Source organism: Novosphingobium tardum (genome assembly GCF_042652045.1).
Lineage (GTDB): Bacteria > Pseudomonadota > Alphaproteobacteria > Sphingomonadales > Sphingomonadaceae > Novosphingobium > Novosphingobium tardum.
The window spans coordinates 783,294-797,446 of sequence record NZ_JBHSDR010000003.1 but is presented as its reverse complement, the minus strand read 5'-3'; the positions used below and the strand labels follow the sequence as shown (position 1 = coordinate 797,446).

Here is a 14,153-nt window from a genome sequence, read left to right as displayed (position 1 = left end):
CAGCTCAGCCCAGAGGGCGGCTGGTTCCGAAGAACAGCGCCTGGCTGATCGCCGCGCGGACCGTCGATTCCTGAAACGGCTTGGTGACCAGGTAGGTCGGCTCGGGCCGGTCACCGGTCAGCAGGCGTTCGGGATAAGCGGTAATGAAGATCACCGGCACGCTGGTGATCTTGAGGATATCGTCGACAGCGTCGAGACCGGAACTACCGTCCGCAAGCTGGATGTCGGCAAGGACGAGACCCGGTGTCTGCTCCTGAACGATCTGAAGCGCCTGGCTGCGCGTGGCGGCCATGCCGCACACTTCGTGCCCGAGCGAACGCACGAGATCCTCGAGCTGCATCGAGATCAGCGGCTCGTCCTCGATGATGAGAACGCTGGTGGTCGATTCACGATCGATTTCCTCCACCGCCTCCTGGACCAGCGCCTCGACCTCGGAGGGTTCGCGATCCATCACGAACGCGGCTTCATCGACCGAGAAATCCTCGAGCGTGGTGAGCAGCAATGCCTGACGGCTGAGCGGCGTGATATGCGAAAGACGCGCCTGGGCCGCAGCCTCATGCCCGTTGTCCGCGCCGGGATCCGCAATCTCTTCCTGCGGCACATCGACGTGCGCGCTCGACCAGATCTTGTTGAAGACATGATAAAGCTCGGCGCGGCCGGAGCCGATCATCTCGCGCAGGCCGTCATCGACAAGTGCGGCCTCGAGAGTTTCGCGCACGAATGCGTCCCCCGTGGTCTGCGACCCCGTCAGGGCGCGCGCATAGCGGCGCAAATAAGGAAGATTCCCAGCAACTCTGGCCCCAAGCGACATCAATACCCCTTCCCGGATTCACGAACGCTGAGCGAACGCAATAGACGCGATTTGGTTCCGGCGCCATATCACGCCGGACACCTTGAATTATGTTGGGGGAGGCGCGGCGACGGGTAGCGCGGAAGGGTCGATCGAGGCGACCCATTCCGCCAGGTCTTCGGCGCTCACGGGCTTGACGAACCGCTTGGTAAAAGGAAACTCGGCCGGGACTGCATCCCCGTCCGCGCCCGAAACGATCGCGATCGGGCAACCCATGTCCTCTAGTTCGCGCGCGAGTTCCAGTGAGCTGCCGTCGGGCAACTGGAAATCGAGCAATGCAGCCAGCAGCGGGCTTCCGCCAAGGCGCGCCTTCGCAGCCGATAGCGAACCGGCAAGCACGGTTTCGAACCCGCGCTCGGCCAGCGCGGCCTCGATCGCCATCGATACCAGGACGCTGTCCTCGAGCACCAGTACCCGTCGAGCAGGTTCAGCCACGGCTCTTCCTTCGCCATTCGCGCGCAAGGTCCGCGAGCAAGCTTCCACTAGGGCCGAAAGCAGATTTCTGCTCAATCATATGACATAGAGAATTTTCCTTATCTTCGCTCAACGCTTGTCCTATTCACGGGGTCCGGAGGGGAGCGAATTTTCGATGGCTAGCAGCGAATCGAACAACTGGGTGCCCTGCGCCCAGTGCCCGCTGTTGCAATGTCGCGGGTTGCGCCCGCTCGACGCGCCGCTGCTCGCCTTCATGCAGGAATTCAAGCAGGGGGAAATGCGGGTGGACCGGGGCGCCCAGGTCCTCGTGCAAGGCTCGAAGAGCCCGCATCTCTATACTGTGCTCGAAGGCGTGCTGATGCGTTATCGGCTGCTCGAGGACGGTCGTCGCCAGATCCTGAACTTCGTGTTCCCGGGCGACCTGCTTGGCCTGCAGGTGGCGATGGGCGAACCGATCTCGCATGGGGTCGAATCGCTGACCCCCGCGACCCTGTGCGTGTTTCAGCGAGACCGGTTCGAGGAGATGATCGTCACTCACCCGGCATTGGCCTACGATGTCATCTGGCTGGCCGCGAAGGAAGAGCAGGCGCTCGAGGAACATCTCGTCTCGCTCGGCCAGCGCAGCGCGAGCGAGCGGATCGCCTATCTTGCCGTCTTCCTGGTCGAGCGCGCGAAGGCCACGGGCGTGGCCGACGGCAACACCATCGCGCTCAGCGTCACTCAGAGCCAAATCGCCGATATGCTCGGCCTTTCGCTGGTTCACACGAACCGGACGTTGCAGTCGCTCAGGCGCTCGAATCTGATTTCGTGGAACCTCGGCGGCATCGCGATCAGCGACCTGGACGCAGCGCGCGACTTCGCCGGCATGGACGGCGAATATATGCAGAGCCGCCCCTTCTTCTAAGTCACTGCTTTTTTTCGAAAAAACTTTTTGAGAAAAAATTCCGCTTCCGCTGGAACCGATTTTTGCGCCGGTCATTGTAGCAGTATCACCGCCGAGACCCCCCCTCCCGTCCAAGCGGTCGGTGATACGATCCCGAAGGCCTCCGCTCCAAGCGGAGGCCTTTTTTCTTGGGCGCGCGAAACCCAACGAGTTTCTTTGCTAGCCCGCCAGGCTGGCAACTCAGGTCGTGGTTGAGAGCGCTTCGCGTAGGCGATCGAGGAGGCCGGGCTTGCGCCGCAGGTCGGCAATCGCCGCAATCAGGATCTCGGGCTGGTAGGGCTTCGACAGCACCACACCCAGCTTGGCGATATTTTCGGGAATCGCATCGGGCCGACCGGTCGAGAAGATGATCGCGGGCGGCCGGGGACTGAGCTCTGTGACGAGCTCGGCCATGGCCCAGCCATCGCCGCGGTCGGCAAGCTGCACGTCGAGGATGAGAATGTCGGGCTTCAGGCGATCCAGCTCGGTCATCGCTTGCGCGACCGAGGCGCAGACCACCACCTTGTCGGCGCCGCCTTCGCGCAACGCGTCCTCCAGAGCCATCGCGAGGATGGCATCATCCTCAACCACCAGTGCACGGCCGAGGCTGGGACGGCGGGGTCGGCGGGCGGACTTGGCTTGTGGTGGCTTGCGCGTGGCCATCGAGGCTCCCTGTCGTCGCGACTGAGCGGTCATGTCATCGCATCGGACAGCCCTAAACGCCGCCTCGCGCGGCAAGTTCCGTCAGAGATGCTTGTCGTAGATCAGGTACTCGCGATTGACCTTGCTGTTGATCGCCTCGGCGATGGCGATCATCCCCTGGTTGTCGTCGAGGATCCAGCCGATCTCGGCCCGGACCGAACCGTATTTGCTCACGGCCACCCGGCGGATCGCCTCGATCATCATGAAGGCAAGCTGGCTTGCCATGCGCGACGATTGCAGCTTCTTCAGAACGCCCATCAGCGGCACCCGCATCGAGGCCTCGGTCGGACGGCGCAGCCACCACAGCAGGCGCGCCCAGCCGAACGGAAACAGCTTGCCGCGGATCTTGTGGATGACCTGATTCACGTCGGGCAGCGTCATCATGAAAGCGACGGGCTCGCCATCGAGCTCGGCGATCATGATCAGGTCCTCGTTGACCAGCGGCCGCAATTTCTTGCCGACATAGGCGATCTCGCTGTCGGTGATCGGCACGAAGCCCCAGTTGTCGCTCCACGCATCGTTGAGGATGTGGAGGATCGTCGCCGCCTCGGCGTCGAACTTGCGCGTATCGACCTTGCGAATGACGATCCGCGGGTTCTTCTCACCCGATGCGACGATGCGCTGGATGAGCGGGGGAAAGCCCTCGACGATTTCGAGGTCGTAAGTGACGAGGCTCTTGGCCTTCTCGTATCCCCGGCTCTCGATCCATGCCTGATAGCGGGGATCGTGATGCCCCATCATCACCATCGGACTGTGATCGTGGCCCTGGACCAGCAGGCCGGGCTCGTCCCAGATGGACAGGCTGAGCGGCGCCAGGACGCGGTGCATGCCTTTCTCGCGCAACCATTGCTCGGCGCGGGCGATCAGCGCCTGCGCGCTGGCCTCGTCCTCAGCCTCGAGCATGCCCCAGTTGCCCGTGCCGGGCCCCATGCCCTGCTCGACCGGCATGGCCAGCGCCAGGTGATCGATATGCGCCGAGATCCGACCCACGACCGCTCCGCCTCGGCGAGCAAGGAAGAGCTGAACGTCCGCATGCTCGAAGAACGGGTTCTTGCCCGGGGTAAGCAGCTCGCGCACTTCAGCGCGGAGCGGCGGGACCCAGTGCGGATCGTTCGCATAGAGCCGGTATGGCAGGTCGATGAAGGCATCGAGATCCGCCTTGCCCGCGACGGGCGCGACCGTGATCTGGCCCGCTCCGAGCGCGCTCTCCTGCATTGCCGTGTCCATCATGTCAGGCAGCGTCGGCGCCTTCCTTGCCCAGCGCACGGCGCCGGGGATGGCCGCTGGCGATGCCGCCCGAAAGTTCCTTCACCCACGGATAGGTCTTGGCCACTTCCTCGTCGTAGCCGAGGTTGAACACCGTCGGCGAGCGCTTGGGGATGTCCTTCTTCTCGTAGTACGTGCCGAGGATCCGGTCCCACATGTAGTTCGTGATCCCGTAGTTGCCGTCCTCGTGGAAGTAGTGATGCTCGACGTGGCGCTGCTTCATGTGCTGGATCCACTTGGCCTTCGGCTTGAACGCCAGGTGTTGGATGCAGTGCATGAATTCGTAATAGCAGGTCGTCAGCAGCCCGGTGGCCAGCGCAGCGGCGGCACCGCCGACCCCGCCGATCAGCCAGCCGATCGGCAGCGTCGCGATCGCAATCGTGGGCAGCGTGGTGTGGAGCGCGCCGAACAGCACTTCGAGATGGTTGGGATCCTGGTGGTGATCGTAGTGGATGCGCTTCCAGGTGGGCGACAGCCATTTCGACTTCCACATCCAGCGGCCATGAAGGACATACTGGTGAAGCAGGTGCCAGACGAGCGGATAGATGAGCATCCCCGCCGCCACGGCCGCCGCGGTCTGGAGCAGGCTCGCGGGATATAATGCGAATACCATCACGCAAACCGCCGTCGCCGCCAGATAGGCGAGGATCGTGTAGTGCTGGAAGTAGGCGACGACGAGGCTCTTGAAGTCCATCCGGTCGAGATAGTGCGACCGCTTCCAGAACGGCAGGTGGCTATCGTCGACCGGGTCGCCGGCGCGATTGGCGGCTCCTGGCGCGGTGGTGGTCTGCGACATCGTCATCGTCCTCGAAAGTTCGCCCGGCTTGCCGGCGGCCCGCCGCCTAGCAGGCCCGGGCGGCTTGCGCCATAAGCGCAACTTGCGGCGGGATTTGGGCAAGGGGCCGAACTAGGCGCAGGCGCCTTAACCGTCGCTGAGCGATACTCTCGCCAGAGTGGTCTACATGCGCGTTCCGGCAGGCCTAATGCCGGCCTGAGCCGGACTTCTTGCCGCCGCCGTCCTGCTTGTTGACGGTCGCCCAGGCGCGGCTTTCGGCTTCCTTTTTGGAAACGCCGCGGTCCTCGTACCCTTCCTCGATATGTTCGGCCTTGCGCTTCTGCTTGTCGGTGTACTTGTCCTTGTCGCCCTGTGGCATGGCGAGCCTCCTGTGCAGCAACCGCCTCCCGCAACCGCATCAACCTCCGCTGCCCGCAACCTGTTCCCGCGCTATTCCTCGGTGCGGATCAGGACGGTCTCGCCGATCAGCGCGAACAGCACGAACGCCGACCACGCCGCGAGGAACGGCGGATAGCCGCCGAAGTTGCCCATCGCGAGCGCCGCGTTGTCGACCACGAAGAAGGCAAACCCCAGCCCCATTCCGATCACCGCGCGCACGAAAAGCTGGCCCGAGCGGGCAAGGCCGAACGCGGCAACCGCGCCAAGTAGCGGCATCAGCACGGCAGCCAGCGGGCCGGAAATCTTGTGCCACCACGACCCTTCGAGTTCGCCCGTGCGACGTCCCGCGGCCTTCATCGCGGCGATCGACCGGCCCAGCTCGCTCAGGCTCTCGGCGTCGGGATCGACCTTGCTGATCGCGATCTGCGCGGGCGTCACCGAAGGGGCGATGACCGTTCCATCCGACAGGGGCGCGACCTGCGCGCTCTGCACCTGGAAACCGGTCGGACGATCGAGTTTCCATCCCGGGTTGGCGAAGGTGGCGCGCGGGCTGCGCACGATGCCCTGGGTCATCCCGGCCTGGTCCCGGCGATACCAGCTCACCCCGTTCATGACCGAGCCGGGGCCGGAGCCGGTGATGGTCTGGGCAAAGAGGATGTTGTCGCCGTCGGTCAGCCAGACGTTTGACTTTACCGCGCTTTGCGGCGGGACTACGCCATAATCGACCGCCTGCCACGCCTTCAGCGTGGATGTCGCGCGGGTAACGACGCGTTCGTTGAAGGTGAAGCTGGCGGCGGCAACCAGCACCGCGGTCAGGAACAGCGGGGCGAGCACCTGGTGTGCCGAAAGCCCCGCAGCCTTCATGGCGATGACTTCGCTGTTCTGGTTGAGCGTCGCCAGGGTGATGATCGTTGCCAACAACGCCGAATAAGGCAGAAACCGCGCGACGAGCTGCGGCATCCGCAGCGACACGTAAGTGAGGAGCTGGGCCTGGCCGTTCCCGGCCACGCCGAGGATCTTGCCGCTTTCGCTGAGCAGGTCGAGCATTTGAAGGACCAGCACCAGCATCGCAAGGACTGCCAGAATGCGGACGACGAACAGCTTGGCAAGATAGACGGTCATCGTCTTGGACGGGAAGAAATCAAACTGCATGGACGGCTCCGGCGGGCGCCTGATCGTCCTGGGCGGCGAGCAGGGCAAGTCCAGCGGCGGCACGACGGCGGTTGCGCCGGTCGACCCCCGTAGCCTTGCGCAGGAACCTGACGATTACGGCGAACGCCTTTTCCAGGCCCGAGATCGGTTGGCCGCCCGGCACGTAGGCGACGCGCCAGTACATCCAGACGATAAGCGCGGCGAAGACCGCGAATGGGCCCCATAGCGCAAGCAAAGGGTCGACCCTGCCCAGCGAGCCGATGTCCTGCCCGTACTGGTTCACCTTGTGATAGGCGACGACCATCACGATCGACACGAACACGCCGAGCGCCGAGGTCGAGCGTTTGGGCGGGATCGCCATCGCCACCGCGAGCAGCGGCAGCAGCAGCATCATCACCACTTCGACCATGCGGAAGCTGAAGCTGGCCTGGGTTTCGTTGCGCAGCGCCTGGGGCAACTGCTTGTTCCAGCCGAGCTTGAGCAGTTCGGGCAGGATATACTCCTTCTCCTTCCCGCCGCGCCGGCGGAACTGCTCAATCTTGGGGAGGTCGATGGGCAGGTCGTGGCTGGAGAAGGTGAGGACCCGCGGCGTCTTCAGGTTCGGCCCGTCCTGCACGATCTGCCCGTCGCTGAGGTGAAGGATGATCGTGTCGGGACTGTCTTTAGTCGCAAGGAAGCGGCCCGAGCGCGCCGAGATGGACAGGACCTGCCCCTTCTCGTTGGCCACGCGCGCGAAGATCCCGCGCAGTTCGCGCCCGCCATCGCGGCTCGATTCGATCCGCAGGGCCATGCGGTCCTTCAGCGTCGTGAATTCGCCCACCTTGATCGAGGCGCCCAGCGCGCCAGACCGCAGCTCGAACCCGAGTTGCTCGTAATAATAGGCCGACAGCGGCTGGAGATAGCCGACGTTGGCGAAATTCAGCGCCATCAGGAGGATGGTCAGGACGTAAGGGACCCGCAGCAGCCGGGTATAGCCCAGCCCCACCGCGCGCATCACGTCGAGTTCGGACGAGGTGGCGAGCTTCCGGAACGCGAAGAGGATGCCCATCAGCAGCCCGAGCGGGATCGCCAGGCTGGCATATTCGGGCAGGAGGTTGGCGAGCATCTTGAAGACGATGCCCACCGGCCCCCCTTCGGTCGCCACGACGTCGAACAGGCGCAGCATCTTGTCGAGCACCAACAGCGATGCCGCGAGCACGAAGGTCGCGAGCATCGGCACGATCACCAGCCGGGCGATATAGCGATCGATTGCGGTGAAGGATTTCACGAGTTCTGGCGCAGTCCCGGCGTGGCATGGCGCGGCGCGGGATCGGTCGAGCGCGGCGCAGTTTTCCCCTTTAGGGCCGCGAGGCGGACCGTCAAAGCGCGAAATTCCCTTGCCCGGGCACAGCGGCCGAACCGCAAGCTGCCGATGCGCGGCCAGCGCCGCTCGACAAGCGGGCTCGCGCCCGCCACGATGCGCGGCGGGCAATCCATGGGGGCACTGCGATGCAGGTGGAAATCAGGATATTGGCGTTAGCGGCCATGCTGCTGATGGTTCACATCATCTCCGCAATTCAGGCGAAGACGAAGCAATACGGCAAGGATTGGAACACGGGCGCGCGAGACGAGGTGATGCCGCCGCTGGATCCGGTGCCGGCGCGGCTCGAGCGGGCGCGCGACAATTTTCTCGAGACGCTCCCGGTCGCGATCATCGCGCTGGCGGGTGTCGTCCTGGCAGGACGCACCAGCACGTGGACCGCGCTGGGCGGCTGGATTTGGCTTGGCGCGAGGGTGTTGTACCTGCCGCTTTACTGGAAAGGCGTGCCGAAGGTCCGCACGCTTGTGTACCTGGTCAGCCTCGTAGGGCTTGCTCTCGTACTTGCGCCCCTGCTCTGGCCCTAGCGGCCAAGAGCCGCCGCGTTCAGGCTTTTTCCAGGGTGCACTGCAGCGGGTGCTGGTTCTGCCGCGCGAAATCCATCACCTGGTTCACCTTGGTTTCCGCGATCTCGTAAGGGAAGATGCCGCAGACTCCGACGCCCTTCTGGTGGACATGGAGCATGACCCGCGTGGCCTGTTCGAGGTCCATCGAGAAGAACCGCTTGAGCACCAGAACGACGAATTCCATCGGGGTGTAGTCGTCGTTCAGCATGAGCACCTTGAACATGCTCGGCTTCTTGGACTTGGCGCGGGTCTTGGTGGCGACGCCGACCTGATCGCCGCCGCGGCCGCCGTCGGCCCCGTCGTCATCGAAACGCGGCCCATTGCCCGCGGCGCGGATCAGGACGTCAGGCAAGGGTTGGGTACGCATCGTCATCGGCCCGTAATATCGCATCGCAGTTGCTGATCGGCAAGACCGGCATGGCAGCGCAAGTCTTGCCAAAGCGGAAACGGGCCGGACAGCGCGCGGCTGACCGACCCGAATTTCCGTTATTCCGAGGCCCCGCCGCATCGGCGGCGCGGGCCGGCCGATCAGGCGGCCTGCTTGACCTTCTCGACCGCGAGGCTGACGCGGTTCGAGATGGGCTGGAAAGCATCGTTGACGAGCTTGAGCATCGCTTCGCTGTTCTTCGAGTTGTACGCCACGGCGTTGTCGAAGTACTTGCGCATCAGGGTGCCCTGCATCTGCACGAACTCGGTCGGCGACTTCACCTTGGTGATGTCCTTGATGTCGCCCTGAAGCTTCTCGAAGGTCGACTTGGTTTCCTCGACGTAGCTCTTGCCCATCGTCTGGACGCCCGAAGCGAGAATCTTGGTCGACTCGACCAGCGCCTCGAGGTTGCCCTTGGTGAACTCGCCGGCTTCGCCGAACATCGCCTGGCTCTTTTCCATCGCGGTCTTGGCGCGCGCCTGCGCGTCCTTGACGGCATCCTGGATCTTGGCGGTGAAGTCGTCGGCGGTCTTCTTGGTGGTGGTGGCCATGGTGGTTTCCTTCAATTTCTGAATGATGTTCGCAGGCTTGGTAATGGTTGCGGGCTTGGCGACCTTGGCGACCGCGCTCTTGCGGGCCGGAGCCTTGATCGCGACGGGCTTGGGCTTCGCGGCCGTCTTGACCTTGGCGGTCTTCACCAGCGGCGACTTGAGCGTCGCAGGCTTGCGGGCCGGCTTGGCGGCACGAGCCTTATTTGGCGCGGGAGCGGCCTTGGCGGCGGGACCCTCGGCTTTCATCACCGGGGCCTCAGCCTTGACCGGCTCGGCCTTCGCGGCGACGGACGCGGAGGGCGCCGCCGGAGCCGAGACCTTGTCGGCGGCTTCGGCGTAAGCCTTTTCAGCGACGACGTCGCTCTTGGCTGTCTCGGTATCGGCCATTGCGGCGGTCCTTTGCTTCGGGCGAGCCAGTCCGTTTACCGGACAGTCGCCGACTTATGTTGCAATGCACAAAATACGTATCGCAACTGCGAAGTCAAGGATTAAATGGTGCAGTGCAGCATCGCACCGCGGCCGCAAAACGCTCTGCCGCTCAACGGGTCTTTACGTAGCTGCCGGGGGCATCCTCGATCACCGTGTCCCCCTTGCCGCCGGGGACGCGCTTGCCGCTGGCCTTGACGGTGCGACTGTCCCGCTCCTTCAGCCAGTCGATCCAGTTCGGCCACCAGCTTCCCTTGGTTTCGCTGGCTCCTGCAATGAAGCCGTCGAGCGAGTTCGCCTTCTCCGGGTTGGTCCAGTACTGGTACTTGCCGGCTTCGGGCGGATTGACGACCCCGGCGATATGGCCCGAACCCGCCAGCACGAATTTCCACGGCCCCTTCAGGTAGCGGGTCAGTTCCCAGACGCTGGCCGCGGGCGCTATGTGATCCTCCCGCCCTGCCTGGATGTAAGTGGGCGTCGCGATCAGCGAAAGATCGATCGGGGTGCCGTCCACGCTCAGCGAATCCGGCTGCACCAGCCGGTTGTCGCGGTAGAGGTCCTCGAGATAGGCCTTCTGCCACTTGAACGGCAGGTTGGTAGTGTCACCGTTCCAGTGGAGCAGGTCGAACGCCGGGTAATCCTCGCCCATGAGGTAGTTGTTCACGACGTAGTTCCAGATGAGGTCGGGTCCGCGCAGCAGATTGAACGTCGCCGCCATGTAGCGCCCGTCGAGATAACCGTCGGTGGTCAATTGCTCCATCAGCGAAAGCTGCGCGTCCTCGACCAGCAGGCGCAGGTCGCCCGCCTGCTCGAAGTCCACCTGCGCGGTGAAATAGGTGGCCGATGCCACCTTGTCGGCCTCGCCGCGCCGGGCGAGGACGGCGAGCGTTGCGGCCAGGGTCGTTCCCGCCACGCAATAGCCGATCGTGTGCACCGCCGGCACGTCCAGTCGCTCGCGAACGTGATCGATCGCCTCGATCTGGCTGCGCACGTAATCGTCCCAGGTCGTCTCGGCCATGCTGGCGTCCGCCGATTTCCACGACACCACGAACACGGTAATGCCCTGCTCCACCGCCCAGCGGATGAAGCTTTTCGCCGGATTGAGATCGAGGATGTAGAACCGGTTGATCCACGGCGGGAAGATGACCAGCGGCACCGCCAGCACGTCGGGCGTGGTCGGAGTGTACTGGATGAGCTGGAACAGCGCGGTCTGGTACACGACCTTGCCCGGCGTCACCGCGATGTTGCGGCCAAGCTCGAAGGCCTCCGGGTCGGTATGGGTGAGCTGGCCTTTCCGCAGGTCGGCCAGGAGATGCTCGGTCCCCTTGACGAGGTTGTCGCCCTTGGTGGCCAGCGTCCGTTCAAGGACGACGGGATTGGTCAGCGGAAAGTTCGCCGGGCTCAGCGCATCGAGGATCGCCTGCGTCGTGAACTTGAGCTGGGCGCGCTGCTGCTTGTCGAGCCCGGGCGCCTTGTCGGCCATGCGACCGATCTGCTCGGCCAGCATCAGGTAGGTCTGGTGAATCAGCGCAAAGGCCGGCTGCTGGCGCCACCGCGGATCGGCAAAGCGGCGGTCCTTGCGCGGCAGGTCTGGTCCGTCGGACTTTCCGCCATCCTCGCGCGCCGCGGGGCCGATGCCGAACTGGCCGAGGACGGCCTGCCACAGCTGCAGCCCTTCCTCCCACAGCTGGTTCTGAACCTTGGGATCGCCAAGCGGCATCTGGCGGTACCAGGACTCGACCATTCGGGTCCACTGGGCGGGATCGAACATGCGCCGCAGCGCTGGCTCGCCCTTGGCCATCTGGTCGCCGACCTGCTCGGTCGAGTAATCCAGCCACATCTTCTGCAGCTTCGCGGCGACCAGCGTCCAGTGCTGGAGATCGGCGGAGTCGGGCAGATCGGCCGCCGCGCCATCGAGCGCGGCGGGCAATGCGCCCGGCATGAAGGACCGCAGCGTCTCCTGCTGCATCGTGCGCCAGGTGTCGAACACAGTCGGCGGGTCGTCCTGTTGCTTGTCGGCCATCTGCGATCCTTCCGTCTGCCTGTGCACCATAGCTACAACCGGAAGCCAATTCGACAACCCGTTTGCGTGGCATGGCGATTCGCGCGTAGAATCGATCCTGCGGCGCTACGTCCGCGCATTTTATGAAAAGATCCGCTCACCGCCATGGAAGATGAATTCTACCGCATCAAGCGCCTGCCGCCCTACGTCATCGCCGAAGTCAACGGCATGCGGGCAGCCGCGCGCGCCGCGGGTCGGGATATCATCGACTTGGGCATGGGCAACCCCGATCTGCCACCTCCGCAGCACGTGATCGACAAGCTGTGCGAAGTGGCGCGCAAGCCCGATGCTCACGGGTATTCGCAGTCCAAGGGCATCCCCGGCCTCCGCCGCGCCCAGGCCAATTACTACGGCCGCCGCTTCGGCGTCGATCTGGATCCCGAGACCGAGGTCGTGGTGACCATGGGTTCGAAGGAAGGGCTGTCGAGCCTCGCCACCGCAATCACGGGGCCCGGCGACGTCGTGCTCGCGCCCAACCCCAGCTATCCGATCCACACCTTCGGCTTCATCATTGCCGGGGCCACGATCCGCTCGGTGCCGACGACGCCCGACGAGAATTACTGGCGAGCGCTCGACCGGGCGATGGCCTTCACCGTGCCGCGCCCTTCGGTCCTGATCGTCAACTATCCTTCTAATCCCACTGCCGAGACGGTCGACCTCGCGTTCTACGAACGGCTGGTGGCCTGGGCGCGGGAGAACAGGGTCTGGGTCCTTTCGGACCTCGCCTATTCCGAGCTCTACTACGATGGAAAGCCGACCGTATCGATCCTCCAGGTGCCCGGCGCCAAGGACGTGGCGGTGGAATTTACCTCGCTGTCCAAGACGTATTCGATGGCCGGCTGGCGGATGGGCTTCGCGGTCGGCAACGCCAAGCTGATCGGCGCGCTGACGCGAGTGAAGAGCTACCTCGATTACGGGGCGTTCACCCCGATCCAGGCCGCGGCCTGCGCCGCGCTTAACGGCCCGCAGGACATCGTCGAGAAGAACCGCGCGCTCTATCACAAGCGCCGCGACGTGATGGTCGAGGCGTTCGGCCGCGCCGGGTGGGATATCCCCGCCCCGCCCGCATCCATGTTCGCCTGGGCACCGCTCCCGCCCGCGTTGCGCGAAATGGGCAGCCTTGAATTTTCCAAGCAGCTGCTCACCCATGCCGAAGTCGCGGTGGCGCCAGGCGTGGGCTATGGCGAGGACGGCGAAGGGTACGTGCGGATCGCGATGGTCGAGAACGAGCAGCGGCTTCGCCAGGCCGCGCGCAACATAAAGCGCTATCTCGCCAGCATGGGCGTCAATTCCACCGCGGCCTGACGATCACGGGGCGGTTGCGCCCGGCTTTCTCCGGCCAGTTCTGACTGGACGCCTCGCCGCCGATGGGCGAACAGGCGAGAAAGCCGCGTGCAGCGGCTGCTTCATGGAGGATTCCGGAAGATGAGCGATGAAACCCGCGTGAAGATCACCCTCGAAGGCGGTGTGGCGCATGTCCTGCTTTCGCGGCCCGACAAGATGAACGCGCTCGACGATGCGATGTTCTCGGCGATCGTGGAGACCGGCCAGCGCCTGTTCGACATGCCCGAGGCGCGCTGCGTGGTTCTTTCGGGCGAAGGGCGGTCGTTCTGCGCGGGGCTCGACCTGTCCTCGATGGCGCGTACCGACCGCCACAGCGAAGGCTCGCTGACGGACCGGACGCACGGCAACGCCAACCGGGCGCAGCAAGCTGCGGTGGTCTGGCGCAAGCTGCCCATGCCGGTGATCACCGCGATCCACGGGGTCTGCTTCGGCGGCGGGCTCCAGATCGCGAGCGGGGCGGATATCCGGATCGTCTCGCCTGACGCGCGGATGGCAGTAATGGAGGTCAAGTGGGGGCTTGTCCCCGACATGGGCGGTTACTGGCTGTGGCGGGGCAACGTGCGCGACGACGTTCTACGCGAACTGACCTACACTCACCGGGAATTTTCCGGCGAGGAAGCGCAGAGGTTCGGTTTCGCGACCCATGTCGATGCCGATCCCCTGGCGCGCGCGATGGCGCTGGCCCACGAGATCGCGGGCAAGAATCCCCATGCCGTTCGCGCGGCCAAGCGATTGTCGGAACGGATGCACGAGCTGACCACGGACCAGATCCTGCATCTGGAAAGCCACGAGCAGCACAAGCTGATGTATTCGCCCAACCAGCGCGAGGCGGTCCTGGCAGGGCTCGAGCGGCGGCCCGGGCGCTTCACAAATCCGCAGGATTGAACGGCAATGGGTCGCACCAATCCGTCAAGGCTGA

General features: G+C 64.5%; 14 protein-coding genes and 1 pseudogene. 4 read left to right on the top strand and 11 right to left on the bottom strand.

Translation table 11 applies throughout. From position 1 onward, the window contains the following. Nucleotides 1-4 precede the first annotated feature (4 nt). Nucleotides 5-811: a response regulator gene (locus tag ACFO0A_RS04010; protein WP_379537678.1), complete on the bottom strand. Its 807-nt coding sequence runs from the start codon at nucleotides 809-811 to the stop codon at nucleotides 5-7. Between the two features lie 87 nt (nucleotides 812-898). Continuing rightward, the gene (locus ACFO0A_RS04005; RefSeq protein ID WP_379537677.1) at nucleotides 899-1,285 is read right to left on the bottom strand and encodes a response regulator; all 387 of its coding nucleotides are present in this window, start codon (nucleotides 1,283-1,285) and stop codon (nucleotides 899-901) included. Between the two features lie 154 nt (nucleotides 1,286-1,439). Here ACFO0A_RS04005 and ACFO0A_RS04000 point away from each other — a divergent pair, with 154 nt between their 5' ends. Further along, the gene (locus tag ACFO0A_RS04000; RefSeq protein ID WP_379537676.1) at nucleotides 1,440-2,189 is read left to right on the top strand and encodes a Crp/Fnr family transcriptional regulator; all 750 of its coding nucleotides are present in this window, start codon (nucleotides 1,440-1,442) and stop codon (nucleotides 2,187-2,189) included. A gap of 219 nt (nucleotides 2,190-2,408) precedes the next feature. Here the strand turns inward: ACFO0A_RS04000 and ACFO0A_RS03995 are convergent, their stop codons facing one another. The 6 genes and pseudogenes from ACFO0A_RS03995 to lptF form a co-directional block, all read right to left on the bottom strand. Further along, a complete protein-coding gene (locus tag ACFO0A_RS03995) occupies nucleotides 2,409-2,870 on the bottom strand; it encodes a response regulator (RefSeq protein WP_379537675.1) in 462 nt (153 codons plus the stop codon). 81 nt (nucleotides 2,871-2,951) lie between these two features. Beyond that, a complete protein-coding gene (locus ACFO0A_RS03990; protein WP_379537674.1) occupies nucleotides 2,952-4,139 on the bottom strand; it encodes an N-acetyltransferase in 1,188 nt (395 codons plus the stop codon). 1 nt (nucleotide 4,140) lies between these two features. Then, a complete protein-coding gene (locus ACFO0A_RS03985; RefSeq protein WP_379538160.1) occupies nucleotides 4,141-4,869 on the bottom strand; it encodes a sterol desaturase family protein in 729 nt (242 codons plus the stop codon). A 292-nt stretch (nucleotides 4,870-5,161) separates the two neighbouring features. Then, nucleotides 5,162-5,329, bottom strand: a pseudogene (locus ACFO0A_RS03980) (plasmid stabilization protein); the annotation flags it as partial. Nucleotides 5,330-5,400: 71 nt separating this feature from the next. Beyond that, nucleotides 5,401-6,501: an LPS export ABC transporter permease LptG gene (gene lptG, locus ACFO0A_RS03975; protein ID WP_379537673.1), complete on the bottom strand. Its 1,101-nt coding sequence runs from the start codon at nucleotides 6,499-6,501 to the stop codon at nucleotides 5,401-5,403. Continuing rightward, the gene (lptF, locus tag ACFO0A_RS03970; RefSeq protein WP_379537672.1) at nucleotides 6,491-7,768 is read right to left on the bottom strand and encodes an LPS export ABC transporter permease LptF; all 1,278 of its coding nucleotides are present in this window, start codon (nucleotides 7,766-7,768) and stop codon (nucleotides 6,491-6,493) included. Before lptF ends, lptG begins: the two co-directional genes overlap by 11 nt. A gap of 221 nt (nucleotides 7,769-7,989) precedes the next feature. Between lptF and ACFO0A_RS03965 the strand changes: the two genes are divergently transcribed. Next, nucleotides 7,990-8,385 (top strand): MAPEG family protein, encoded by a 396-nt coding sequence (locus tag ACFO0A_RS03965; protein WP_379537671.1) that lies wholly within the window; start codon nucleotides 7,990-7,992, stop codon nucleotides 8,383-8,385. Between the two features lie 19 nt (nucleotides 8,386-8,404). Here ACFO0A_RS03965 and clpS read toward each other — a convergent pair whose 3' ends face one another. From clpS to ACFO0A_RS03950, 3 genes are all read right to left on the bottom strand, one after another. Beyond that, a complete protein-coding gene (gene clpS, locus ACFO0A_RS03960) occupies nucleotides 8,405-8,791 on the bottom strand; it encodes an ATP-dependent Clp protease adapter ClpS (RefSeq protein ID WP_379538159.1) in 387 nt (128 codons plus the stop codon). Between the two features lie 161 nt (nucleotides 8,792-8,952). Next, nucleotides 8,953-9,789 (bottom strand): phasin family protein, encoded by an 837-nt coding sequence (locus ACFO0A_RS03955; protein WP_379537670.1) that lies wholly within the window; start codon nucleotides 9,787-9,789, stop codon nucleotides 8,953-8,955. A gap of 151 nt (nucleotides 9,790-9,940) precedes the next feature. Beyond that, nucleotides 9,941-11,851 (bottom strand): PHA/PHB synthase family protein, encoded by a 1,911-nt coding sequence (locus ACFO0A_RS03950; RefSeq protein WP_379537669.1) that lies wholly within the window; start codon nucleotides 11,849-11,851, stop codon nucleotides 9,941-9,943. 144 nt (nucleotides 11,852-11,995) lie between these two features. Here ACFO0A_RS03950 and ACFO0A_RS03945 point away from each other — a divergent pair, with 144 nt between their 5' ends. Both ACFO0A_RS03945 and ACFO0A_RS03940 read left to right on the top strand, forming a co-directional pair. Continuing rightward, nucleotides 11,996-13,195 carry an LL-diaminopimelate aminotransferase gene (locus tag ACFO0A_RS03945; RefSeq protein WP_379537668.1) on the top strand — a complete coding sequence of 400 codons (1,200 nt, stop codon included), beginning with the start codon at nucleotides 11,996-11,998 and terminating at the stop codon, nucleotides 13,193-13,195. A gap of 120 nt (nucleotides 13,196-13,315) precedes the next feature. Continuing rightward, nucleotides 13,316-14,119 (top strand): crotonase/enoyl-CoA hydratase family protein, encoded by an 804-nt coding sequence (locus tag ACFO0A_RS03940; protein ID WP_379537667.1) that lies wholly within the window; start codon nucleotides 13,316-13,318, stop codon nucleotides 14,117-14,119. Nucleotides 14,120-14,153: the final 34 nt, after the last annotated feature.

Bases quoted from the DNA above. Each gene is read 5' to 3' on its own strand.
- ACFO0A_RS04000 (WP_379537676.1), top strand. From the start codon at position 1,440: ATGGCTAGCAGCGAATCGAACAACTGGGTGCCCTGCGCCCAGTGCCCG.
- ACFO0A_RS03945 (WP_379537668.1), top strand. From the start codon at position 11,996: ATGGAAGATGAATTCTACCGCATCAAGCGCCTGCCGCCCTACGTCATC.
- ACFO0A_RS03995 (WP_379537675.1), bottom strand. From the start codon at position 2,870: ATGGCCACGCGCAAGCCACCACAAGCCAAGTCCGCCCGCCGACCCCGC.
- ACFO0A_RS03985 (WP_379538160.1), bottom strand. From the start codon at position 4,869: ATGGACTTCAAGAGCCTCGTCGTCGCCTACTTCCAGCACTACACGATC.
- clpS (WP_379538159.1), bottom strand. From the start codon at position 8,791: ATGCGTACCCAACCCTTGCCTGACGTCCTGATCCGCGCCGCGGGCAAT.
- ACFO0A_RS04010 (WP_379537678.1), bottom strand. From the start codon at position 811: ATGTCGCTTGGGGCCAGAGTTGCTGGGAATCTTCCTTATTTGCGCCGC.
- ACFO0A_RS03965 (WP_379537671.1), top strand. From the start codon at position 7,990: ATGCAGGTGGAAATCAGGATATTGGCGTTAGCGGCCATGCTGCTGATG.
- ACFO0A_RS03990 (WP_379537674.1), bottom strand. From the start codon at position 4,139: ATGATGGACACGGCAATGCAGGAGAGCGCGCTCGGAGCGGGCCAGATC.
- lptG (WP_379537673.1), bottom strand. From the start codon at position 6,501: ATGCAGTTTGATTTCTTCCCGTCCAAGACGATGACCGTCTATCTTGCC.
- ACFO0A_RS03940 (WP_379537667.1), top strand. From the start codon at position 13,316: ATGAGCGATGAAACCCGCGTGAAGATCACCCTCGAAGGCGGTGTGGCG.
- ACFO0A_RS03955 (WP_379537670.1), bottom strand. From the start codon at position 9,789: ATGGCCGATACCGAGACAGCCAAGAGCGACGTCGTCGCTGAAAAGGCT.
- ACFO0A_RS03950 (WP_379537669.1), bottom strand. From the start codon at position 11,851: ATGGCCGACAAGCAACAGGACGACCCGCCGACTGTGTTCGACACCTGG.